27 protein-coding genes are annotated in these 21,978 nt (G+C 37.6%); 25 read left to right on the top strand and 2 right to left on the bottom strand.

The annotated features are described in order from the left end of the window. Positions 1 to 4: 4 nt before the first annotated feature. From APRE_RS07600 to APRE_RS07565, 8 genes are all read left to right on the top strand, one after another. Positions 5 to 355, top strand: coding sequence for a GntR family transcriptional regulator (locus APRE_RS07600; RefSeq protein WP_015778400.1), 351 nt, complete (start codon positions 5 to 7; stop codon positions 353 to 355). After that, complete coding sequence (locus APRE_RS07595; RefSeq protein ID WP_015778399.1) at positions 348 to 1,049, top strand: ABC transporter ATP-binding protein; 702 nt, start codon at positions 348 to 350, stop codon at positions 1,047 to 1,049. Before APRE_RS07600 ends, APRE_RS07595 begins: the two co-directional genes overlap by 8 nt. Beyond that, the gene (locus APRE_RS07590) at positions 1,046 to 1,780 is read left to right on the top strand and encodes a hypothetical protein (protein ID WP_015778398.1); all 735 of its coding nucleotides are present in this window, start codon (positions 1,046 to 1,048) and stop codon (positions 1,778 to 1,780) included. The genes APRE_RS07595 and APRE_RS07590 overlap by 4 nt, the downstream gene beginning before the upstream one ends. A gap of 9 nt (positions 1,781 to 1,789) precedes the next feature. Beyond that, entirely contained in the window at positions 1,790 to 2,530 is a 741-nt protein-coding gene (locus tag APRE_RS07585; RefSeq protein WP_015778397.1) for an NAD-dependent protein deacylase, read from the top strand. Beyond that, positions 2,523 to 2,894, top strand: a complete 372-nt coding sequence (locus tag APRE_RS07580; protein WP_015778396.1) for an MJ0042-type zinc finger domain-containing protein — start codon at positions 2,523 to 2,525, stop codon at positions 2,892 to 2,894. Before APRE_RS07585 ends, APRE_RS07580 begins: the two co-directional genes overlap by 8 nt. A gap of 239 nt (positions 2,895 to 3,133) precedes the next feature. Further along, complete coding sequence (locus APRE_RS07575) at positions 3,134 to 4,315, top strand: coenzyme F420-0:L-glutamate ligase (RefSeq protein WP_015778395.1); 1,182 nt, start codon at positions 3,134 to 3,136, stop codon at positions 4,313 to 4,315. Between the two features lie 107 nt (positions 4,316 to 4,422). Then, positions 4,423 to 5,283, top strand: a complete 861-nt coding sequence (locus APRE_RS07570; RefSeq protein ID WP_015778394.1) for a YitT family protein — start codon at positions 4,423 to 4,425, stop codon at positions 5,281 to 5,283. Between the two features lie 107 nt (positions 5,284 to 5,390). Then, complete coding sequence (locus APRE_RS07565; RefSeq protein WP_015778393.1) at positions 5,391 to 6,215, top strand: hypothetical protein; 825 nt, start codon at positions 5,391 to 5,393, stop codon at positions 6,213 to 6,215. Positions 6,216 to 6,305: 90 nt separating this feature from the next. Here APRE_RS07565 and rd (APRE_RS07560) read toward each other — a convergent pair whose 3' ends face one another. Continuing rightward, entirely contained in the window at positions 6,306 to 6,464 is a 159-nt protein-coding gene (gene rd, locus APRE_RS07560; RefSeq protein WP_015778392.1) for a rubredoxin, read from the bottom strand. Between the two features lie 155 nt (positions 6,465 to 6,619). Beyond that, a complete protein-coding gene (rd, locus tag APRE_RS07555) occupies positions 6,620 to 6,778 on the bottom strand; it encodes a rubredoxin (protein WP_015778391.1) in 159 nt (52 codons plus the stop codon). Positions 6,779 to 6,913: 135 nt separating this feature from the next. Between rd (APRE_RS07555) and APRE_RS07550 the strand changes: the two genes are divergently transcribed. The 17 genes from APRE_RS07550 (at position 6,914) to APRE_RS07475 (ending at position 21,095) form a co-directional block, all read left to right on the top strand. Further along, the gene (locus tag APRE_RS07550) at positions 6,914 to 7,297 is read left to right on the top strand and encodes an ATP-binding protein (protein ID WP_015778390.1); all 384 of its coding nucleotides are present in this window, start codon (positions 6,914 to 6,916) and stop codon (positions 7,295 to 7,297) included. Positions 7,298 to 7,428: 131 nt separating this feature from the next. After that, positions 7,429 to 9,252, top strand: a complete 1,824-nt coding sequence (gene typA / locus APRE_RS07545; protein ID WP_015778389.1) for a translational GTPase TypA — start codon at positions 7,429 to 7,431, stop codon at positions 9,250 to 9,252. A gap of 8 nt (positions 9,253 to 9,260) precedes the next feature. Then, positions 9,261 to 9,905 (top strand): hypothetical protein, encoded by a 645-nt coding sequence (locus tag APRE_RS07540; RefSeq protein ID WP_015778388.1) that lies wholly within the window; start codon positions 9,261 to 9,263, stop codon positions 9,903 to 9,905. After that, positions 9,906 to 10,550, top strand: a complete 645-nt coding sequence (locus APRE_RS07535) for a redox-sensing transcriptional repressor Rex (protein ID WP_015778387.1) — start codon at positions 9,906 to 9,908, stop codon at positions 10,548 to 10,550. Next, positions 10,551 to 12,470 (top strand): ribosomal protection-like ABC-F family protein, encoded by a 1,920-nt coding sequence (gene abc-f, locus APRE_RS07530; protein ID WP_015778386.1) that lies wholly within the window; start codon positions 10,551 to 10,553, stop codon positions 12,468 to 12,470. A 50-nt stretch (positions 12,471 to 12,520) separates the two neighbouring features. Continuing rightward, positions 12,521 to 13,060 carry an alkaline shock response membrane anchor protein AmaP gene (amaP, locus tag APRE_RS07525; RefSeq protein WP_015778385.1) on the top strand — a complete coding sequence of 180 codons (540 nt, stop codon included), beginning with the start codon at positions 12,521 to 12,523 and terminating at the stop codon, positions 13,058 to 13,060. Positions 13,061 to 13,063: 3 nt separating this feature from the next. Then, positions 13,064 to 13,354 (top strand): DUF2273 domain-containing protein, encoded by a 291-nt coding sequence (locus tag APRE_RS07520; protein WP_015778384.1) that lies wholly within the window; start codon positions 13,064 to 13,066, stop codon positions 13,352 to 13,354. A 15-nt stretch (positions 13,355 to 13,369) separates the two neighbouring features. Continuing rightward, positions 13,370 to 13,822 carry an Asp23/Gls24 family envelope stress response protein gene (locus APRE_RS07515; protein WP_015778383.1) on the top strand — a complete coding sequence of 151 codons (453 nt, stop codon included), beginning with the start codon at positions 13,370 to 13,372 and terminating at the stop codon, positions 13,820 to 13,822. Positions 13,823 to 13,978: 156 nt separating this feature from the next. Then, positions 13,979 to 15,202, top strand: coding sequence for an AI-2E family transporter (locus tag APRE_RS07510; protein ID WP_015778382.1), 1,224 nt, complete (start codon positions 13,979 to 13,981; stop codon positions 15,200 to 15,202). An 8-nt stretch (positions 15,203 to 15,210) separates the two neighbouring features. Further along, a complete protein-coding gene (locus APRE_RS07505) occupies positions 15,211 to 15,624 on the top strand; it encodes a hypothetical protein (protein ID WP_015778381.1) in 414 nt (137 codons plus the stop codon). 274 nt (positions 15,625 to 15,898) lie between these two features. After that, a complete protein-coding gene (locus tag APRE_RS07500) occupies positions 15,899 to 16,675 on the top strand; it encodes a pepsin/retropepsin-like aspartic protease family protein (protein WP_015778380.1) in 777 nt (258 codons plus the stop codon). A 421-nt stretch (positions 16,676 to 17,096) separates the two neighbouring features. Then, positions 17,097 to 17,315, top strand: a complete 219-nt coding sequence (locus APRE_RS07495) for a FeoA family protein (RefSeq protein WP_015778379.1) — start codon at positions 17,097 to 17,099, stop codon at positions 17,313 to 17,315. Continuing rightward, positions 17,316 to 17,543, top strand: a complete 228-nt coding sequence (locus tag APRE_RS07490) for a FeoA family protein (protein WP_015778378.1) — start codon at positions 17,316 to 17,318, stop codon at positions 17,541 to 17,543. Then, positions 17,540 to 19,690 (top strand): ferrous iron transport protein B, encoded by a 2,151-nt coding sequence (feoB, locus tag APRE_RS07485; protein ID WP_015778377.1) that lies wholly within the window; start codon positions 17,540 to 17,542, stop codon positions 19,688 to 19,690. The genes APRE_RS07490 and feoB overlap by 4 nt, the downstream gene beginning before the upstream one ends. 67 nt (positions 19,691 to 19,757) lie before the next feature. Then, positions 19,758 to 19,928: a hypothetical protein gene (locus APRE_RS09635; RefSeq protein ID WP_015778376.1), complete on the top strand. Its 171-nt coding sequence runs from the start codon at positions 19,758 to 19,760 to the stop codon at positions 19,926 to 19,928. A 184-nt stretch (positions 19,929 to 20,112) separates the two neighbouring features. Next, complete coding sequence (locus APRE_RS07480) at positions 20,113 to 20,544, top strand: flavodoxin (protein WP_015778375.1); 432 nt, start codon at positions 20,113 to 20,115, stop codon at positions 20,542 to 20,544. Beyond that, the gene (locus APRE_RS07475; protein WP_015778374.1) at positions 20,544 to 21,095 is read left to right on the top strand and encodes a DUF3793 family protein; all 552 of its coding nucleotides are present in this window, start codon (positions 20,544 to 20,546) and stop codon (positions 21,093 to 21,095) included. Before APRE_RS07480 ends, APRE_RS07475 begins: the two co-directional genes overlap by 1 nt. The last annotated feature ends 883 nt before the right edge of the window (positions 21,096 to 21,978 follow it).

The following is a 21,978-nucleotide window of genomic DNA, read 5'->3' as shown; positions in this document are numbered from 1 at the left end:
GCTTATGACTTATAGGACAAAACAAGAAGAAATCAGAGATTTTATTGCCTTGGAGATTATTTCAGGAAAACTCAAGGACGGGGATAAGCTTTATGCCAAGACCTTTTTTACCAACAAGTTTAAGGTAAATCCACACTACGTGGACCTTGCAATCGCGAGCATGATTAAGGCAGGCTTCGTCTTTGAGGCTATTGACTATTATTATATTATTGCAAATGATGATATTATAAGAAGACTGAAGGATGAGTTTTCCAATAGATTTATAAACGAGTTTTTGGATAATATGAAATCCCTTGGCCTTGATTATGACAAGGCCCTAAGGTTATTAGAAATGAGGGGAATGGCCAATGGATAAGATTATTACAATTGATAATTTAACAAAAAAATACAAGGAGACCCTTGCTATTGATGATTTAAGTCTAGAAATAGAAAAGGGCAAGGTCGTGGGTCTCTTGGGTCCTAATGGATCAGGAAAGTCGACCCTCCTTAAGCTTATAGTAGGTCTTTTGAAAAAGGATTCTGGAAAGATTTTAATCGATGGGAAAAGTCCTGGTATCGAGACTAAGTCTATGATCTCATATTTACCAGATTCATATTATCTTTATGAGAAGCTTACTGTAAGGGAGACAATAGATATGTATGGAGACTTCTATAAGGACTTTGACAAAAACCAAAGCGATAAGCTCCTTGATTATCTGAGTATTCCTCGTGATAAGATGACCAAGGATCTGTCCAAGGGTCTTAGGGAAAGGCTTCTTATTAGCCTTAATTTATCGAGAGACGCCGATATTTTCATAATGGATGAGCCTGTAGATGGGGTCGATCCAGTTGCCAAACAGGCAGTAATCGATATGATTATAGAAAAGATGGCGAAGGATAAGACTTTTATTATAACGACCCATCAGATAGGCGATTTGGAAAATCTCTTCGAGGATATCATCTTTCTAGATAAGGGCAAGGTCCTTATGCACAAGGATGCGATTGCTATTAGAGAAGAAAACATGATGGAAATTTCTGATTATTACAAGGAAGTGTATGGCTTATTATGAGAAACTTTATCAAATACGATCTAAAAACTAACAAGACCTATATTTTTACTATCTTGTTGATCCAACTTATAATCATGCTTTCTATAATCCTTGTCAAATCCTTTGTGGGCTTAAGCTTTTTTCTCAGGAATAGGCTTATAACAGATATATTATTTATATCAAGTATAATATTTTTTGTAGGAGTGAATTTGATTTTTGTAATCAACTTCCTTTACAAGGATTATTTTACGCAAAGAGCGAGGCTTACCTTTAGCCTGCCAATTACTACGAGTACCTTCCTTTTGGCCAAGCTTTGTGGCCTAGTAGCCTTCTATCTAATAAGCGGGATTATTTTTACTATGAGCCTCTATCTTTTAGGCTACAATATAGGAGGAGATTTTATCTACTACATGCTCTTTGGTCTATTAGTAGATGTATTGCTAGGTCAAGTTTTGAATTTGAATATGGCAAGGACTCGCTTTACTGGAAGAGTGTCTTGGATTTTCATGATTATCAACTTAACTTTGATAATAATACCTGCCATAATCATAACCCAGTTTTCGGCTCTTGTACTCGTAAATGGAAGGCTTGTAAGATATCCTGGTATGGGGCTTGCCTTTATCTTCCCCTTTGCTATTGGAGAGGGAGGCCTTTACAAGATCATCACTCCCCTAGTTTATTATGTCCTAGTGAATGTAATATTGTTTTTTGTAAACAAAAGATACGTCGACCAGAAGCTAGATTTATCATAGGAGGATCTTATGGAAGAAATTAATAAAGTTAAAGAATTAATCAAAGATTCCAATAATATAGTGTTTTTTGGAGGAGCTGGAGTATCGACAGCATCAGGCGTGCCTGACTTTAGATCAGCTACAGGCCTTTACAATAGGGAAAATGACTCCAAGTATTCACCTGAATATATGCTAAGCCATGAGTTTTTCGTAGACCATCCAGATGAGTTTATGGCCTATTGTAAGAACAATCTCATGCTTGAAGGTATAAAGCCAAACAAGGCCCACCTAGCTCTTGCGAAGCTTGAGAAGATGGGTAAGCTTAAGGGAGTTATCACCCAAAATATAGACAGCCTCCACCAAGAAGCAGGAAGTAAAAATGTAATCGAACTTCACGGCAATCTCCGTGATTATTATTGCACCAAGTGCGGCAAAAGCTTCGACCTCGATTATGTAAAAGGCTTTGCTGATGTGGCAACTTGTGATGCTTGCGGTGGGATTGTTCGCCCTGACATTGTCCTTTACGGCGAGGGGCTTGACCAAAACAATATTAGTTATGCAGTAAATCTTATAGCTAATGCCGATATCCTAATAGTGGGAGGGACTTCTCTAGTAGTTTATCCTGCGGCAGGACTATTGGATTTCTACAAGGGTAATAAGCTTGTTTTAATTAACAAGGACCCAACCAGCAGGGATGCTAGGGCAGATTATGTGATAAAAGGAGATATATCCAAGATTATGGACGAGTTAGTTGAGGGCTTAGATGAATAATAGAGCAGGAATTGATGAATACGGCATATTTTTGATTTGGGCAGGGATTATCCTTAGCCTAATATCCTATTTTGCAAACTCTTCTGTACTAAGCGGACTCTCTATGCTTTTAGTAGCCTACGCTCTTTTTAGGGTTTTATCTACCAACAAGTACAAGAGAGTAGCGGAGAATAGGAAGTTTAAGGAGAAATTCATTGACCCAATCAAAAGCGAAGTAAAGACACAGAAGAAAAACAAGAAGGACAAGGACTTTAAGTATATCAAATGCCCATCTTGCAAGCAGGAACTTAGGATTCCCAAGCATAAGGGCAAGATCAAGGTCAAATGTCCAAAGTGTAAACATAAATTTGATGCTAGAAGTTAATTTTAGCATCTTTTTTTAGAATTCATAGGTAAATTTGATATCGTTTTACAAAAAATCGAGAAATACTAGTAAAAATAACAAATTATTGGAGAACTTTCGTTTGTCTAAAAAATATAAAAAATTTTATTTACTATTTTCCTTTACTAGAAAAACCTTGAAAGTAAGACGAAATTCTTTATTAGGCTGTATTGTAATGGATATTTAATTATTGTATAATTCAAACGAAAGGGGATTAAAATATGGAAAGAATAATTGGAACAGTATCAATGGGACTTAGAGCCCCAATAATCAAAGAAGGCGATGATCTAGTATCTACAGTTTTCGATGTAGTAAAAAAAGCAAGCGATAAGGGTGATATCACTCTTCGTGATAAGGATGTAGTCTGCATTACAGAATCTCTTGTAGCTCGTGCTCAAGGAAACTACGTAACAATAGAACAAATCGCAGAAGATGTCAACAAGAAGTTCGATGGAGATGAGCTAGCAATCCTATTTCCAATCCTAAGCAGAAATAGATTCTCAATTCTCTTGAAGGCCTTCGCCCTAACAGGTAAGAAACTTCACATCTGCCTATCCTACCCACAAGATGAAGTAGGAAACTGGCTAATGGATGAGATGGACCTCTTTAACTCAGACGTAAATCCATACCAAGACGTGCTCGATATGGATGAGTACAAGAAGCTTGCAGGAGATTACAAACACGAGTTTACTGGTATCTCTTACCCAGACTTCTACAAGGAAATTGCACCAAACTCAGAAATTCATTTTCTAAACAATCCTGTAGACGTCCTCAAATTCACTGATCAAGTCCTAGTATCTTCAATCCACACAAGAAATCTTGTCAAAAGACAACTTGAAGAAAATGGAGCCAAAAAAGTACTAAAACTTGATGAAATCATGACTGAATCAATCGACGGATCTGGCTTTAACGCAGATTATGGACTTTTAGGATCTAACCTATCTACTGACAATAAGGTTAAACTCTTCCCAAGAGATGGACAAAGCTTCGTAGATAGCCTACAAAAAAGACTAATAGATGAATTTGGTAAGCGAATCGAAGTTATGATCTACGGCGACGGAGCCTTCAAAGACCCAGTAGGAAAAATCTGGGAGCTTGCTGATCCAGTTGTTTCCCCAGCATTCACAGATGGCCTAGTAGGTACACCTAACGAAATCAAGATCAAATATATAGCTGACACAGAACTAGAAGAGCTTTCTGGCGAAGAAAGAGATAAGGCTATTAGAGAAAAAATTAGCCACAAGGCTGATAAGTTGATCGGAAAGAACGAAACACTCGGTACAACTCCAAGACAAATCACAGATCTTTTAGGTTCACTTTGCGACCTAACAAGTGGTTCTGGAGATAAGGGAACACCAATTATCCTAATCCAAGGATATTTCGACAACTATTCAGATAATTAAAGGAGATAAAATTGCAAGAAGGTCCTTGCCCACAAGAAAAAAAACGCAAGTATTCCATAAACTCCTATATAGAAGATAGGAATAAGAGGATATACAATCACGACCCTATGAGCAAGCAGAAGAGGATATTTTTGATGAGTTTCGCAGCGATCTTTATGGCCTGCGGAACCCACTTTTTCAAATATCCTAACAGCTTCGTAATAGGAGGAGTCGAGGGAATGAGTATCATAGCGAGTATGTTTGTGCCCTTCACTAGGCCCCAGCTTACCTTGTTTATCAACTTAACCCTACTTGCAATTGCCTTTTTTGTTCTGGGAAAGAAATTTACCTTAAGGACCGGCTATGTTGCAATCCTTAACTCTCTAGCAGCCCTTGCCTTGGATAAGATTATTCCAATCAATGGGACCCTTACTGATAACACCATGCTCGAGCTATTTTTCACCCTCATAATGAGCTCGGTTGGATCTGCTATCTTGTTTAACATAGCAGCTAGCTCTGGCGGAACTGATATCATTGCCATGATAGTCAAAAAGTATACCCATCTAGAAGTAGGTAAGTCGCTTCTTTTCGTAGATTCGCTCTTTACATTTGCTTCAATTTGGGTATTTGGCATAGAGATTGGACTATTTTCTATCTTTGGTCTCCTTGTCAAGGGACTTTGTGTAGATATAATTATTTCATCTATGAATCAGGCCAAGATGTTTATAATCATAACATCAAAGACCGAGGAAGTAGGATCGTTCATAAAAGATGACCTAAACAGGTCTGCGACCGTGATTAATGCCAAGGGCCTATATATGGGAAGAGACTTTACAGTCTACCTATGCACTACAAGCAAGATGGAAGCACCTAAGTTTAGGGTATTTATCAAAAACATAGACCCAAAAGCCTTTATAACAGTCCTAAACACATCGACAGTTATGGGCAAGGGCTGGTATCAAACAGATGAAATATCTGACAATAACTAAGAGCCTTTGGCTCTTTTTTTATTCTAGAAAGCTTGTTAAAATATGTGAGAAATTTGAGTATTGTTCTTTAAGAGTGTAAGATATAAGTAAGAGATTGTGGGGAAAATATGGGAAAGTACAAGAAAATCCTCCTAGGTCTAGCCCTTAGCTTATCGCTTATTTTTTTATGTGAACAGATTTCTCTAGCCGACAGAGAAAGCCCTGAAAATCCTACAGAAATTAGCGAAAGTCAGGGTGAGACTGGAGAGGAGAAAGACAAGTTAATAATTACAGAAGAGCCGGCTCAAAGTACTAAGACTCCTAGTGAATCAGTGGATGAATCTAGGTCGGGTGCTGATAAGGCTTCTGGAGATAAGGGACAGGATAATCAAGAAAGTCCAAAGGAAAATCCAGACCAAGTGACTAATAAAGAAGAAAATAATGATGAAAAAGCTAAAAATCAGCCTCCTATCAAGGAAGTCAAGGCTCCAGCTAAAGAAAATACAAGGCAGACTAAGCTTAAGCCAAAATCTGAAAAAAATGAGCATGATAAGCTAGATAAAAAGCAAGAAACAAAGGAAAAACCAAAGCCAGGAGTAGGCACTAGTAAAGGGCAAAGTGTAGAAACTTTAGAAAAAGACTCTAAGATGGAAGCTGATGGCGAGTCAAGTCCGAGAACAGATCAGGAAGAGTCCTACATAGAAAGTTCAAATCAAGATACAGCTACCAATACCTATCTAGAAGATCAAAAAAATGAGACCCTGGTTCTTGAAGTCGGTCCAAATGATAATAAGGACAAGAATAAAGAGATAAATCTTAAGACGAGAGCTGAGTTAAAGGATGAGGGAGCAGGTGCAGATAGGATTTATATCCATCTCATAGGGGTATTTGCCCTAGCTCTAATGGCAGTAATATTACTAAAGGTCATAAAGACCAAAAAGAAAGAAGCATAAAAACTCCAAGCCTAAAGTTAAGGTAACTTGGAGTTTTTCTATGCCCAAAATTTTCAAATTAAAAGAGGGCTAGGCCCTCCTTAAATAATCTTATTCTTGAGCTTCGAACATATCTTTTGTAGCGCCACAAACTGGGCAAACCCAATCTTCTGGAAGTTGGTCGAATTCTGTTCCTGCTTCAACTCCGTTGTCTACATCTCCTTCAGCTGGATCATAGATATATCCGCATGCTGTACATACATATTTCATATTAGAATATCTCCTTTCATTCAAATTCCTCTTATATTATACCATGTTTTGAAGAAAATAACATCGTTTTCTTAAGTCGGATCTTCTAGTTTGTAATAGCCTATCCTTAAAAATAGGCTTAAGAAAAGGGAAACACAAGGCTTCCCCTAATATCTTTATTCTTGAGCTTCGAACATGTCTTTGCCAACACCACAAACTGGGCAAACCCAATCTTCTGGTAGTTGTTCAAATTCTGTACCTGCTTCGATACCGTTGTCTACATCTCCTTCAGCTGGATCATAAATGTATCCACATGCTGTACATACGTATTTCATATTAGAATGTCTCCTTTCATTCGTTTTATGTTTATATTATACCACTATTTGGAAATTTTAAACATTGTTTAAGAATCATTTGGCTAGAAGAATACTTTTTAGACTTTTGGGTATTAAAAATATAGGGAGAGCGATATGGATATTATAAGACGTCAGATGAACACAGACATTAATTCTATAAAACAATTTAATACAGATGCAATAAATCTTGCCAGCAAAACTTTTGACGACAAGGATTTTATCTTCAATATTAGACTTATCCTAGACGAATTAATCATCAATTCCTATAAACACGGCAACAAGAAGGTCTACGATAGGAAGATTAACTGTCTTGTCCTTGTAGATAATGATTACTGCCTAGTCAAGGTCAAGGATGAGGGCTGCGGTATACCCCTAGAAAACGAATCTGACCTATACTCAGATCATGGGAGGGGCCTTATGCTAGTTAGGGCAATCTCTGATAGTCTTATCATAAAAGAAAACTCAATAGCTGCGCTAATTTTCAAGAAAAAGATATAAATTAACAAAAAAATTGCAAATAAATATATTTAACATCCGAAAAAGGATGTTTTTTTGTCGTTTATTATTGATAAGATATTAACATGTGATATAATATATTGATAGAATTTGTTAGAAGGAAAGAAGGTTTTATGAAAAGAGAAGATATTAGAAATGTAGCCATTATAGCCCACGTTGACCATGGTAAGACAACCCTAGTGGATGGTCTTTTGAGGACTAGTGGTTTATTTAGAGATAACCAAGAAGTAAATGAGAGAGTAATGGATTCAAACACTATCGAAAAGGAACGTGGAATCACAATTCTTTCCAAAAATACTGCTGTTTTCTATAAAGATAAGAAGATTAACATTATAGACACTCCAGGCCACGCTGACTTCGGTGGAGAGGTAGAGAGAGTCCTAAACATGGCAGAGTCTGTTGTCCTTGTAGTTGACAGCCACGAAGGCCCAATGCCACAGACAAAGTTCGTCTTAAAGAAGGCAATCGAGCTAGGTCTTCCTGCAATTATCTGTATTAACAAGGTAGATAGGCCAGATCAAAGAATTGACGAAGTAGAAGATGAAATCCTAGATCTTTTCATAAGTCTGGATGCAGATGAGTCCTACCTAGAAAGTCCTTTCGTTTACGCTTCAGCCAAAAATGGTTGGGCATCAAACGAAAAGGGAACTGTCAAGGAAGATATGACCGACCTTCTAGATACTATTATAGACTACACCCCAGCATTTGAGGCAGACGAAGATGCACCATTCAAGGTCCTAGTTTCTACCACTGACTACAACGAATACCTTGGAAGAATCGCAATTGGTAAGGTAGAAAGCGGTGTGATTAAGAAAAATGATAACGCAGTAATCACCAACTACAACGACAAGGACAGACACCTTAAGTCAAAAATTGTTACAATCTACGAGTTCGATGGACTTGAGAGAAAGGAAGTCGAAGAGTCTAAGTTTGGTTCAATCGTTGCCCTTTCTGGTATGGAAGATATCAACATAGGAGATACTATAGGAACAGAAAGTGATTCTGAGCCAATCGAGTTTACCAAGATTTCTGAGCCAACCCTATCTATGACCTTTTCTGTAAATGACTCACCATTTGCAGGTCGTGATGGAAAATATGTAACAAGTAGACACCTTAGAGACAGACTCCTTAAGGAAAAAGAAACAGATGTTTCCCTAAGAGTTGAAGCAACAGATACAACAGAAGCCTTCAAGGTATCAGGCCGTGGCGAGCTCCACCTTTCAGTTCTTATCGAAAACCTAAGACGTGAAGGCTATGAATTCCAAGTATCAAAGCCAGAAGTTATGTTTAAGGAAGATGAAAACGGAAAGAGAACCGAGCCAATCGAAATTGCCACAATTGATGTAGACCAAGAATATTCTGGATCTATCATAGAAAAACTCGGCCGCAGGAAGGGTGAGATGATCGATATGAAACCATCAAGCTCAGGCTACAACAGACTAGTCTTCAGGATTCCTGCTAGAGGCCTTATAGGCTACAGGACAGAGTTTATGACAGATACCAAGGGTACAGGTATCCTTAACTCAGAATTCGAAGGATACGACCGTTACAAGGGCGATATGGAGACAAGAAGCGTAGGAAGTCTAATAGCAAGCGAGACAGGAATTGCCACAGCCTACGGCCTAAACTCTGCCCAAACCAGGGGCCAACTTTTCATCGAACCAAGTGATGAGGTCTACGAAGGACTTATAGTTGGAATGAACGCCAAGGGACTTGACATAGACGTAAATGTCTGCAAGAAGAAAAAGCTCACCAACACTCGTGCTAGCGGAAGCGATGATGCTATAATGCTAACACCTGCCAAAAAAATGTCAGTTGAAGAGATGATGGAATTTGTAGAAAAAGATGAGCTAATCGAAATTACACCAAATCACCTAAGAATTAGAAAAAGAATTCTAGATTCAAACCTAAGGTATAAGTCAAAGAAAAATAATTAGAGGTTCTTATGCTAAAAACGACCGAGAGAAATCTAAGTTTAGTAATAGCTCTGGCAACAATTTTAGTCTTTGCTCTAACCCTTGCCGGAGTTTTTATCAACAATGCCCTAGTAGGGCTCCTATGGAATGGGCTTTTCCTACTAAGCTGGCTAATGATGCTAGCTTTCGGTCTTATCGTCCTATTCGATAAGAAAGCCATGGGCTTTTCCATACTAACAGGAATAATTACAGGGCTGGCCTTTTGCGCCCTAAGTGCCCACTCCCTAGTGATCCTAGCAAGATTCATCCCCCAAATTTCCGGAAATATAATCTTGCCTAACATAGCTTTACTAAAGCACAGTCAGATGATTTTCTATACGTCTTTGATACTTGTTTATTTTATTCATATTATAAATTACATAAGGCTCAATCCTCAAAGAAAGCTCGAAACTAGCCTTGATAACAAAGACGAATCCATCGAAAGTGACAAAACAGTAGATGTGAAAGAGACCGAAGATTCAAAAAACACTGAAGGAAAAACTCCGGAAAATAGGGACAGGGACCTAAGCGAAGAAGACTTAAAGATTCTAAACTCCCACAAAGACCCACTAGATTTTCTAGGAGATGAAGAAGATAAGAATGGAAGCATAAATAATGGAGGAATGGAGGAATAAATGGCTAAGCAAAATATTTCATTATCAGTAATCAAGAGGCTGCCAAAGTACTACAGATATCTTGAAAGCATCAATGAAAAAGGAATCATTAGAGTTTCTTCTAAGGAACTTTCAGAAATCACTGGTCTTACAGCCAGCCAAATCAGACAAGACCTAAACCATTTCGGTTGTTTCGGCCAACAAGGCTACGGTTACAATGTAAGCGAACTAATCGACGAATTATCCAAGATTATTGGAGTTGACAAGAAATACTCCATGGTCCTAATAGGTTTCGGTAACATAGGACATGCTCTTTACAAGTACAAATCATTTAGGGACCTAGGATATGAATTTAAGGCTGTATTTGACAAAAACCCTGAGCTTGTAGGAGATACTACAAATGATGAAGTAGAAATCTACAATGTAGAAAAATTAGAAGACTACCTAAAGGATAATCAAGTAGACATAGGAATTATCGCAACACCAAAAGAAGTAGCTCAAGACATCACAGATATCCTTTGTGAGGGTGGAGTTAAGGGAATATGGAACTTCTCTCCAGTAGATCTTAAGGTTACAAACAACGTCGTTATTGAATCAGTTCATCTAGACGAGTCCCTCTTTACCCTAACCTACTTTATGAATTCCCCAGAGGATTTTATATTTTAGATGAATGTCCTAACAGCATCTAACCTAGCCAAATCCTACCCCCTAAAGGATATCTTCTCTTCGGTAAGCTTTAGGATCGAAAAGGGGGATAAGGCAGGTCTTATTGGGGCGAATGGAGCAGGAAAAACTACTTTATTCAATATCCTAACTGGAGAGCTAAGCCCGGATTCTGGAGAGATTTATATAGCTAATGACACAAAGGTGGGTTACTTAAAACAAATATTAAGCCTCGATACAGATATGACTATCTACGAATTTGTTCTCGGAGCCTTCAAAAATCTTCTTGCTATTGAAAGAGAGATGAGAGAGCTTGAAAAACAAATGGCAGTAGAAGAAGACCCGGATAGGCTCGATACAATAATGAAAGCCTACACAGAAAAAAGTGAGAGCTTTGCCGATAACAATGGTTATGCCATCAAAAGCGAAATCGAAGGGACCCTTACAGCCATGGGCTTTGCTAGGGAGGATTTCGATAAGAATATCTCGGAGCTTTCAGGTGGACAAAAGGCAAGGGTTGAGCTTTCTCACTTGATACTAGAAAAGCCAGACCTAATCCTACTTGATGAGCCGACCAACCACCTAGACATAGGGGCTATTCGTTTTTTGGAAAACTTCGTCAAAAACTACAAGGGCTCTGTCATAGTCATAAGCCACGATAGGTATTTCCTTGATAATACTGTTAACAAGATATTTATGATGGAAAATGGCCGCCTAGAATCCTACGACGGAAACTACACGACCTTTATGGCCAAGAGGAAAAAGGATCTTGAGGTAAGGCTGCACCAATACAAGTCCCAACAAAAAGAAATCGAAAGACAAGAAGAAATTATAGATAGATTAAAAAACTTGGGAGGGTCCAAGAGAAAAAGGGGGATTTCCCAATCTCGCTCTAGGCAAAAGCTCCTCGATAAGATGGAAAGAATCGAAAAGCCAGTCGAGCTTAGAGATACCATGCATTTAAAGTTTACTCCACGTATCCAATCAGGAGTGGATGTACTAAGGGTAAAGGACCTCGAAAAATCCTATGGATCGGATGAGATTTTCTCAAATATTTCTTTCGACCTCTATAGGAAGGAAAGATGCGCCATTATTGGGGAAAATGGTGTAGGAAAGACCACGCTTTTTAGGATAATCATGGGAGAAGAGAGTAAAAACGGGGGAGATCTAAGGATTGGTCAATCAGTAAACATTGGCTACTTCGACCAAGAACAAAAGTCTCTTGACCTTGCTAATACGATCTTTGAAGAAATATCAAAGACCTATCCTATGCTTACCAACTACGAGATAAGGTCCTACCTTGCCAAGTTTATGTTCTATGAAAATGACATAGATAGAACTATAGGAGAGCTTTCCGGTGGGGAGAGGGCGAGAATTTCCCTCCTTAAGCTTATGATATCAGATACTAACTTTATCTTGATGGATGAGCCGACCAACCACCTTGATATTGATTCAAAGGAAATCCTTGAAGACGCCATCCTAGACTATGAGGGAACAGTCCTTATCATAAGCCACGACAGATATTTCCTAAACAAAATTGCCGTTAAGATTTTAGATATGAAAAACGACGGCATGGTTGAATATTTGGGAAATTACTCTTATTACGAGAAAAAGCTTCGTGAGATGAGCCTAGAAGATGAAAAGAAGGAGACTCTCACCAAGACTCAAATCAAAAAACAAAGGCAAAAAGAAAACATCAAAAAAAGCGAGCTTAGGAAGATCAAAAACGATATAAGAGATATCGAAAATCGTATGGAAGAAATAGACGAGGAGATCAAATCCTTGACAGAACTTAGCCTGTCAGAAGGCTTCTACGACGATAATGACAAGGTGGCAGAGACTTTCGCAAAAATCAAAAGCCTCGAAGAGGAAAAAGAAAATCTCGATCACACATGGCTTGAACTAAGCTTAAAAATTGAATAAAAAAGATTAAAGCACCTTTTAGGGGGGTATGTATATACTAAGGAGGGCTTATGGGAACATTTAAAAGAGTAATATTTTCCGTAATGACTGTAGTATTGATCCTCTTGGGTGCTATTTTTCTATCAGTAGGACTCATGAAGCTTGATATGCTATTTGACATCCTCTACTATTTACAAAATCCTAATGTAAGAATTGGAGTTATGGTTGTAGGCGGACTGCTTTTGTTATTTGCAATAATAGTAATAGTTGACCTAATCATATCTTCTAATAACGACTACGAATATCTCAAAGAAGACGAGGCTGGATCTATCTTAATCAAGAGAAACTCCCTCGAGCATACTGTAATGACAGCTGTAAGGGCAAAAGGCTTAGATCCTTTACAGGCAGGAGTTGAGATATTATCGAAAGATGAGAAAATCAATGCAAAAACTAAGGTTCAAGTTGACGGAAATAGGGACTTAAGTCTCCTATCAGAAGAGTTGAAATCCGAAATAAGAAGGTCTTTGACCGAGCTTACAGGACTTTCTAATATCAATGTAGACCTACTCTTCGAAAAGAGCGATCCTAGTTTGGAAGGAAATAAGAGGTAGTAGATGGATAATTTAAGAAATGAAAATCAAAATGGATTCACTGTCTATGACCTGGAAATGAGGAGAATGGATAGGGAAGATGAAGAGAAGGCCAAAAGACAGGCTTTCTATAGGAGAAACAAGGCAAAGCTAATCTCATGCATCTTGGGCATCCTTACCATCTTTTGTCTATTTAACTTCGGGTTTTTTAGAACTTTAGGAATTTACATTGTAATGTTTATAGCTTATACAATAGGAGCCTATTTCGATAGGGACCTAAGGTATATTAGTTTTTTGAAAAGATTTTTTAGATAATAATAGGAGGAAATTATGACAGAGAAAAAAGACAGAATTGAAGAACTTAATGAAGGCAGAGAACTAGAATATGAAGAAAGCAAACTTATCATTGAAGATAAGGTAGTTGCCAAAATCGCAAGAATCGCCATCAACGGTGTGGACGGTATCCTTGAAATGAAGGGAAATATTGCAGATTCTATTGGATCATTCTTCTCAGGACGTGAAGAGCAATCAACAGCAGGCGTAAGCGTTGAAGTTGGCGAAAAAGAAGCTAAGATCAACCTAGATGTAATCATCGAATACGGCAAAAACGCTACAAGAATCTTCCAAGACATCAAAAGAGCAGTAACAAACAACATAAAAGAAATGACAGGACTTGATGTAGTAACTGTTAATGTTGACGTTGTAGATGTTATGACAAAACAAGAATACGAAAAGAAAAATAAAGAAAGCAACAAAGAAAGAGAAGAACAAAATAGATACTAATATCTAAGATCTTCTGGACTTATGCAAATAGCCTTCTGACTTTTTAAATATCCTTGCTGAATTATATCTTAGATGATGATTTAGCGGAAATTAAGGATAGAAAATTTAGGAGGGGCTTTATGCTTTGCATAAGTCCTTTTTGTTTTAGGAGCATATATGAAAGAAAAGAAATTTTTAGATGAAAAAACTAGACCGATTTTTAAGTTGGGATTTTTACTAATATTAATATTTTTCGGCTTTTGGTACATAGATAGCGTAAAGGGACTACTCCTTACTACATACTCTGTCCTAAGACCGATTGTCTATGGTTTAGTCATCGCCTTTATCATCAATCTACCCATGAACTTTTTCCAAGAGAAGTTATTTTGTAGATTTATCGACAAGGATAAGCACAGGAAGCTCATATCAGTTCTTTCTCTGCTACTGGCCTGGATAATATTTTTCGCTGTGGTGACCCTAATCCTTACAGTTCTTATTCCAGAGCTTGCCAATGCTATAACTTCCCTAATAGACAACATCCCGGTATTTTTCGATAGGCTAATCGAATACCTGAATAATCAAAGGCTCTTTAAGGAAGTAAGTGCAGAAATTAGTGCAAAGATAAATAGCCTAAATGTAGACAACTTAACTAGCGAACTAAGAAAGTTCTTAGATGGGAAAAACTGGGGCTTTGTGAGTAAAACTTCATCTATCCTAAACTCAGTTTCCCAGACCATAATAACAATAGTTATGGGTTTTATTTTTTCATTTTATGTATCACTTAACAAGAAAACCCTCCAAACTAATACAAATAAGATTATTCTTGCAAACTTCGAGGAAGAAAAGGTAAAACAAATCAACTATATAGCCAAACTATCATACAATTCCTTTGCAAGATTCCTAGAAACAAAGCTACTTTCTTGCTTAAGCCTTGGATTAATTTGCTTTATAGGAATGCTTATCTTAAGATTACCAATGCCAGCTATGATATCTATACTTGTCGGAGCCTTTGACATAATTCCATACTTTGGACCAATAATCGCAACAGGAGTTGGAATGATTTTAATCTTCATCCAATCACCAGCTCAGTCCCTAGTATTTTTAATCTTTGTCCTAGCCATCCAACAAGTTCAAGAATCTATAATTTATCCCTTAGTTATAGGCAAACACCAAGGACTACCAGCGATTTGGATCTTCCTTTCAGTATTTGTAGGAGGAGGCCTATTTGGTATATTCGGTATGCTTGTATCCATGCCAATAGCTACAGTAATCTACACCCTTGTAGAAGACTCTACCAAGAGGAAGCTCAAAACAAAGGAGATTAGTGAAGAAGATGTAAGAAGCCTAAATGAAAAGTCCTACGAAAGTATGCGAGAAGAAAAGATGGATTTTAAATTCTAGGAGGGAATATGAACAGAAAAAAAGAATTAGAAGAAGCCTTAGAAGTTGCAAGAATTGTCCTAAGAGATACTTACTCCGCGCTTGATAGCCTAGAAAAGGCTAACAGATGGTCTTTTCTCGATATCTTGGGCGGAGAAGGTCTATCAAGCCTTATGAAGAGAAATCATATAAGATCTGCCAACAGGGCGATTAATGAGCTAAAACATGACATAGAAAGACTAAGGAAGGAATTAGGAGATATAAATATCGAACTTCCAGGAGAAATTTCCGACAGCCTTTCTGATAATATGTTCGATGTATTCTTTGATAATATCTTCACCGACCTAAGGGTAAGATCAGAAATCAAAGGAAAAATCAACGAGTTAGTTGAATTTAGAGATATGATAGAATCCCTTATCCAAAGACTGGAAAGAGAAATATAAGAGAAAGGGGCTTTTGCAAAACTATGAATAATCATCGTACCATCGTTAGAAGGTTCTCTTAGGAAATTTTACCTCTCCTGGCCGGTAGGCCAATGACGCCTGCCGACTGATGGAGGCTATTAGCCCGTCGGCTTAGTGAGACTTTCCGTGGAGGTTCTTCTAATGATATTGGTACGATTTATTCATTCTGCAACAGCCCCTTTTAAATTCATCAATTAGCAGGAGAATCCTTTTTTATGATATAATATTAAATAGAAAAATAAAAGGAGACAGCATGGAATTTTCACCAATACCAATATCAGACCAGAAATTCTTAAACTTTATATTTATAGGAATCCTAGCAGGCAAAAAGCCAGTAACAGCTATGTTTGCCACCAAAGGCAACACCCTAATTCCTCAAAGTCTAGCAGAAGAAATTGAGATAGATTATATAGACAAAGAACCTATTGACGAAAGGACAGGATTTAGAAGAGCAAAACTTTCTTCAATGACTATCGGAGGCCTTAAACTTATCGATGTGCCAGTTGTAGTATGCAAGGATGAGATAGCAGATTTAGGAAAAGATCCTTCAGGCAACCAATTTCCAGCAGATATGATCCTAGGCTGGAATATCATAAGCCAACTTGTCTTTAGGGGTGACCTAAGAAAGGGCAGGATGGAAGTCCAAAGCTCAGATCTTAAAAAGCAAAGCTCCAAAACCAGAGAAAACTTCCTAGTATTTAAGCTAATCTTTAACAAAAGAACCTACAAGGCAGCCCTTGACAGCTCCCTTCCATTTACAAGAATCTCTGAAAACATAGGAAAGGGAATCAAAGTCGAAAACAAAGATATAGAACAGACTATCAAAATGCTAGAAATAGACGAAGAAGAAATAAACTACGAATCTAAATTCTCATTTAAGATAGACGATAATGAAATAACAGTCCCATCAACAAAAATAGACCCAGCCCTAAACGACGAAGAAATCCAAATAATATTCGGAGCAGATCTACTAAGAAGCACTTCTTGGGCCCTATATAACCCAATGGGATATGTGAGAGTAAACAAATAAACAAGAGGAGAAGCAAAAACTTCTCCTTTTTAAGTGAAAAAATTAAAAGAGCCTTCTCCACAAGGTCGAAGTAAGGTAATAGTGATAATAAAAATAAAAGTAAATCACATAATCACCCTTATGTCGAGCGAAGTCGAGACATCTCATAAAACCTTAAATTCCCCTTCTGTCTACCTCAGAGGAGACATCTCGCATCCATTACAGTCTAAAATAAAATTCCTTCCCAAATCATGGTAAATCAAGGCTTCAACCCATATAATGTAGGTGCTAATACTATGAAAATAAAAATTATTTTCTTTTGATATTGATTATTGTTTCGTTTTGTGATATATTATTAGCAGATAATAAACAGAGTAAATTTTAGATTTATTATAATATATCTAAAAAATGTTTGTTGCTATAAAAATAGATTGGAGTTATAGTGCCTGTAACATTATTAAATGAAGGTGAAAAAGCCGAAATTGTCGCCATCAAGGGGACAGATTCAATTAGGAAACATTTGAACAATCTTGGTTTTGCGAAGGGCAGAATCATTAGCTTGCAGAAATTTGATGGAGTAAACTATATTTTCGTTATTGATGACAACCGCTTTGCTCTAAGCAAGGATTTGGCTAAACGAATTATGGTTAAGGAGTGTTAAATGAATACATTAGATAAGACAGAAATAGGTAAGACTGTCAAAGTAGTAAAGATTTTAGGAGATTCCCCAACCAAGAGGAGAATCATGGATATGGGTCTTACAAAAAACACAGAAGTTTTTGTAAGAAAGGTAGCTCCCTTAGGAGATCCTATCCAAGTAAGCTTGCGTGGATATGAGCTTACTATTAGAAAAGAAGATGCGAAGAATATAGGGGTTGAAGAAATATGACTTACAAAATAGCATTAGCAGGTAACCCAAACTCTGGAAAAACTACCCTATTTAATGCCTTGACAGGTTCAAACCAAAGAGTTGGTAACTGGCCAGGGGTTACAGTAGATAAGAAACAAGGAGTTTTGAAGGGCCACAAAGATATAATCATAGAAGACCTTCCTGGCATCTACTCTCTTTCTCCTTACACAATGGAGGAAGTCGTAAGTAGGGAATATCTTGTAGGTGAAAGACCAGATTTAATTATCAACTTAGTAGATGGTTCAAATCTTGTTAGAAACTTATACCTTACAAGTCAACTATTAGAGCTAAATATCCCTGTTGTCATCGCTCTTAACATGATGGACATTGTAAGAAGTAGGGGAGATAAGATTGACGTAGACAAGCTTTCAAAGAAGTTAGGCTGTCCTATTGTCGAGATAGTTGCCATGAAAGGCCAAGGTGTTGATAAGCTAATTAGTGAGACAGTTAAGCTTAAAGACAGAGATCTTAAGCCAAATAGCTTGGTTTTCGACGACGAACTTGAAGAAGTTTTAAGTAAAATAGAAAAAGATTATTCAAACAAATTAGACAAAGAATTATCAAGATATTATGCAATAAAATTGTTTGAAAATGACGAAGAAAGCCTAAACCATCTCAATATCAACTCAAATGATTTGAAGGAAGTTACAAAAATCAGAGAAGACTTTGAAGAAAAGATGGATGATAACGCAGAAAGTATCATCACTTCCGCAAGATACGAAAATCTCGAAGATTTGTCAACAGCTGTCTTGGTCAAGGCAAAACCAAAATTATCCATAACTGACAGGATAGATAAGATCGTTACAAGCAGAATTTGGGGACTTCCAATCTTTGCCCTAGTGATGTTCTTAGTTTATTTCATGGCAGTTTATGAGAAAAGTCCAGGAACCTTAGGAACAGATGCCGTAAATGGTTTCTTTGAAGAAACTCTAACCCCTTGGGTGTCAGGTCTAATGGATCAAGCATCAATCCACCCAGTAATCCACTCCCTAGTAATAGATGGTATCATTGCAGGTGTGGGAGCTGTACTTGGATTCTTGCCACAAATGATGGTCCTATTTGCCCTCCTAAGCATCCTAGAAGACATAGGATACATGGCAAGAGTGGCCTTCATCATGGACAGAATGTTTAGGAGATTTGGCCTATCAGGAAAATCATTTATTCCAGCCATGGTTGCTACAGGATGTGGAGTTCCAGGAGTTCAAGCATCAAGGACTATCGAATCTGATAGGGACAGAAAGATTACAATAATGACTTCGACCTTTATGCCTTGCTCGGCAAAACTACCAGTAATAGCATTAATCGTTGGAGCCTTCTTCCCAGAACACCAAGCCCTTGTTTCCTTCTCCTTCTATATGATAGGTATAGCAAGCATAGTAGTATCTGGAATCATATTGAAGAAATTCAAAGAGTTACAAGCAGATCCTGCTCCATTTATCATGGAACTACCTCCATACCATGCACCACGTGCTAAGTCAGTGCTTACAGATGTCTACAACAAGACAAAGGCTTACGTTAAAAGAGCAGGAACTGTAATACTCCTTTCAACAATTATAATATGGTTCCTATCAAACTTCGACTTTAGTTTTAACCTAGTAGAAGCTGAAGCAGAAACATCAATACTAGCAAGATTAGGATCAGCAATTGCCATAATATTTAGACCAATTGGTTTTGATTCATGGCAAGCAACAGTAGCAACAATCACAGGCTTTGTAGCCAAAGAAAATGTAGTTGCTACAATGGGAGTTGTCCTAGGATTAGGTTCAGAAGTTACAGAAGAAAGCCAAGAACTCTTGATGGCCTTCAACCACGCCCTAGCTACTCCAGTAGCTGGATATTCCTTCCTACTTTTCAACATGCTATGCATGCCATGCTTTGCAGCAGTAGGAGCTATCAAGACAGAAATGGCAGATAACAAATGGACAGCACTTACCATAGCTTACCAAATGGGCTATGCTTACCTAGTAAGCTTGATATTCTACAATATTGCAAACCTAATATTATACAGAATATTCAACATAGGAACAATATTTGGATTTGCTGGACTAGCTTTACTAATCTACCTAATAGCTAGAAAACCATCACAAGAAAAGAAAAGACTTAACTACGAAAAATCAGTAGCTTAAAGCTATTAGAAAAGCACATCTCCTCGCAATCATAGATTGTGGGGAGAGGGAGCTTAAAGGAGATAACATGAACATTCAATCAATAATTTTACTAATAATAATCCTCGGCATATGCGCCTATGTGATTTACACAAGATTTATATCAGCAGATGGTCATGCAGGATGCAAAGATTGCACAGCTTGCAGCTCATCAAATCACAAAAACGATAATCACACTTCTTGTGGTTGCGGTTGCTAGAAGTTCTTACATAAGGACGTAGCAAGCACAAAATAATAAGACCCATCAAGAGGCGATTTCACAAAACTTCAATACTAATTTATAAAGAATGTAATTTTTTTTACAAGAAAACTGATAAAGGTTATCACTATCATCAATTGAGATGAGGTTAACATAAAAATAATAAACAATAAAGGAGAAAATTATGGCAAAAGTAGCAGTAGTATATTGGTCAGGAACAGGTAACACAGAAAAGATGGCAGAAGAATTCGTACAAGCAGTAAAGGCAAATGGTAGCGAAGCAGAACTATTCTTCGCAGGAGAGTTTAGCTCAGATAATATTTCTGACTTCGATGCCTTCGCCTTTGGATGTCCTGCAATGGGAAATGAACAACTAGAAGACGGAGAGTTTGAGCCAATGTTTGAAGAAGTTGAAGACAAGCTTGACAACAAGCCAACAGTCCTTTTCGGATCATACGAATGGAACGATGGCCAATGGATGTATGACTGGCAAGAAAGAGCAAAGGATGACGGAATCAACCTAGCAGCAGACGGCCTAATTGCCTACGATGATCCAGACGAAGAAGCTCTTGAGTCAGTGAGAAATCTCGCCAAAACTCTTCTAGAGAAAATCTAATGCAGGAAGATCTCTTAGTCTTTCATGCATCTCCGGTCCTATGCGGGATAAAGGCAGCCAACCTCTTCCAGATTAGATCAACTGACCTTACTTATGTAAGAAATGTAATAAAGTCTTGGGAAGAGGCCATCAAGCTATGCCAATCTTGCGACCTAAAGTTTAAGATTATAGCCAAGAAGGAAAAAGGATTCCTAGTACTTGCTTATAGAAAAAGTAAACTTGAGACCATCCTAAAAGATGAAGAAATAAAAACTTTCATAAGAAACTTTGGCTACGATGATATAAATCTAGCCAAATGCCTTAACAGGCTAGCAATAAGATTAAAAGTCGACGACTTCCCTCACGAAATAGGCCTCTTTCTTGGCTACCCCCTAGATGATGTAAAAGCCTTCATCAAAAACAAGGGCAAAAACTTCATCGTAAACGGAACATGGAAAGTCTACTACGATGCAGAAAGAAAAAGACAAATCTTCAAAGCCTACAACGAAAGCAAAGAGAGATGCAGGATGCTAATAAAAAACGGAGGCCACATTCATGAACTAGTTGGATAAGAAAACACAAACATACTATAATATTAGAATAACAGACTGCCCAACTCCTAGGGCAGTTTTCCTTTGCCCAAATTTAATAAAATTCTAGGAATTAAAGTATAGATATCTTAAACAATCACCCTACAGCAGGAGACTCCTCCACAAGGTCGAAGTAAGGGAACTGTGGTATTCACATAAAAACAATCTATGCTATTACCCTTATATCTAATGGGCCTGGCCACAATGAACAAAGTGAATTGATGGCAGCCCTTAATCGAGGCTTTGCGAGTATGAGACGAAGTCGAATCCGCAAACTACCGTCGAGCGGAGCGAAGCGAAGTCGAGATATCTCATAAGATATTCAATTCTCTTTATGTAGAGAATTCCCCTTATGTCGACCGAAGAGGAGACATCTCGTAAAAAATTTCCACCTCGACAGAGCTTCCACGGGGAAGCTACGAGAGGCCTCCAGTCTATGACGACATGTAAATAACAAAAAACAACTTATCTAGGCAAACATTCCAATCAAGGAGACTTCTCCACAAGGTCGAAGTAAGGGAAAACTGGAACTTCATATAAAGAAAAGAGAAACATTACCCTTGTATCTAATGGTACTGGCAACAATCAACGAACCCCACCTATCCCTTGTCTCGAGCGGAGCGAAGCGGAGTCGAGAGATCTCATAATCAAAAATCAACTACAAGCATCCTGAACAAAAGAATGAGAATTACTTAATGTAATAATATTAAGAAAATAATCCAATGATTCTGTAGAAAAGTAAAAACTATATAAAATGAAGTATAATATATATGTTATCATCACTTCCATTAGCATGGAAGGAGGTGAAATCGTGCGAGAATTCTACAACATCATAGTTACTATCGCAGTAGATATAGTTGGTCAC

It is taken from the genome of Anaerococcus prevotii DSM 20548, assembly GCF_000024105.1.
Classification (GTDB): domain Bacteria; phylum Bacillota; class Clostridia; order Tissierellales; family Peptoniphilaceae; genus Anaerococcus; species Anaerococcus prevotii.
Note: the sequence above shows the minus strand (reverse complement) of the source record. Positions and strands in the feature narration are given on the sequence as shown.

Bases quoted from the DNA above. Each gene is read 5' to 3' on its own strand.
- APRE_RS07600 (WP_015778400.1), top strand. From the start codon at position 5: ATGACTTATAGGACAAAACAAGAAGAAATCAGAGATTTTATTGCCTTG.
- APRE_RS07595 (WP_015778399.1), top strand. From the start codon at position 348: ATGGATAAGATTATTACAATTGATAATTTAACAAAAAAATACAAGGAG.
- APRE_RS07590 (WP_015778398.1), top strand. From the start codon at position 1,046: ATGAGAAACTTTATCAAATACGATCTAAAAACTAACAAGACCTATATT.
- APRE_RS07585 (WP_015778397.1), top strand. From the start codon at position 1,790: ATGGAAGAAATTAATAAAGTTAAAGAATTAATCAAAGATTCCAATAAT.
- APRE_RS07580 (WP_015778396.1), top strand. From the start codon at position 2,523: ATGAATAATAGAGCAGGAATTGATGAATACGGCATATTTTTGATTTGG.
- APRE_RS07575 (WP_015778395.1), top strand. From the start codon at position 3,134: ATGGAAAGAATAATTGGAACAGTATCAATGGGACTTAGAGCCCCAATA.
- APRE_RS07570 (WP_015778394.1), top strand. From the start codon at position 4,423: ATGAGCAAGCAGAAGAGGATATTTTTGATGAGTTTCGCAGCGATCTTT.
- APRE_RS07565 (WP_015778393.1), top strand. From the start codon at position 5,391: ATGGGAAAGTACAAGAAAATCCTCCTAGGTCTAGCCCTTAGCTTATCG.
- rd (WP_015778392.1), bottom strand. From the start codon at position 6,464: ATGAAATATGTATGTACAGCATGCGGATATATCTATGATCCAGCTGAA.
- rd (WP_015778391.1), bottom strand. From the start codon at position 6,778: ATGAAATACGTATGTACAGCATGTGGATACATTTATGATCCAGCTGAA.
- APRE_RS07550 (WP_015778390.1), top strand. From the start codon at position 6,914: ATGGATATTATAAGACGTCAGATGAACACAGACATTAATTCTATAAAA.
- typA (WP_015778389.1), top strand. From the start codon at position 7,429: ATGAAAAGAGAAGATATTAGAAATGTAGCCATTATAGCCCACGTTGAC.
- APRE_RS07540 (WP_015778388.1), top strand. From the start codon at position 9,261: ATGCTAAAAACGACCGAGAGAAATCTAAGTTTAGTAATAGCTCTGGCA.
- APRE_RS07535 (WP_015778387.1), top strand. From the start codon at position 9,906: ATGGCTAAGCAAAATATTTCATTATCAGTAATCAAGAGGCTGCCAAAG.
- abc-f (WP_015778386.1), top strand. From the start codon at position 10,551: ATGAATGTCCTAACAGCATCTAACCTAGCCAAATCCTACCCCCTAAAG.
- amaP (WP_015778385.1), top strand. From the start codon at position 12,521: ATGGGAACATTTAAAAGAGTAATATTTTCCGTAATGACTGTAGTATTG.
- APRE_RS07520 (WP_015778384.1), top strand. From the start codon at position 13,064: ATGGATAATTTAAGAAATGAAAATCAAAATGGATTCACTGTCTATGAC.
- APRE_RS07515 (WP_015778383.1), top strand. From the start codon at position 13,370: ATGACAGAGAAAAAAGACAGAATTGAAGAACTTAATGAAGGCAGAGAA.
- APRE_RS07510 (WP_015778382.1), top strand. From the start codon at position 13,979: ATGAAAGAAAAGAAATTTTTAGATGAAAAAACTAGACCGATTTTTAAG.
- APRE_RS07505 (WP_015778381.1), top strand. From the start codon at position 15,211: ATGAACAGAAAAAAAGAATTAGAAGAAGCCTTAGAAGTTGCAAGAATT.
- APRE_RS07500 (WP_015778380.1), top strand. From the start codon at position 15,899: ATGGAATTTTCACCAATACCAATATCAGACCAGAAATTCTTAAACTTT.
- APRE_RS07490 (WP_015778378.1), top strand. From the start codon at position 17,316: ATGAATACATTAGATAAGACAGAAATAGGTAAGACTGTCAAAGTAGTA.
- feoB (WP_015778377.1), top strand. From the start codon at position 17,540: ATGACTTACAAAATAGCATTAGCAGGTAACCCAAACTCTGGAAAAACT.
- APRE_RS09635 (WP_015778376.1), top strand. From the start codon at position 19,758: ATGAACATTCAATCAATAATTTTACTAATAATAATCCTCGGCATATGC.
- APRE_RS07480 (WP_015778375.1), top strand. From the start codon at position 20,113: ATGGCAAAAGTAGCAGTAGTATATTGGTCAGGAACAGGTAACACAGAA.
- APRE_RS07475 (WP_015778374.1), top strand. From the start codon at position 20,544: ATGCAGGAAGATCTCTTAGTCTTTCATGCATCTCCGGTCCTATGCGGG.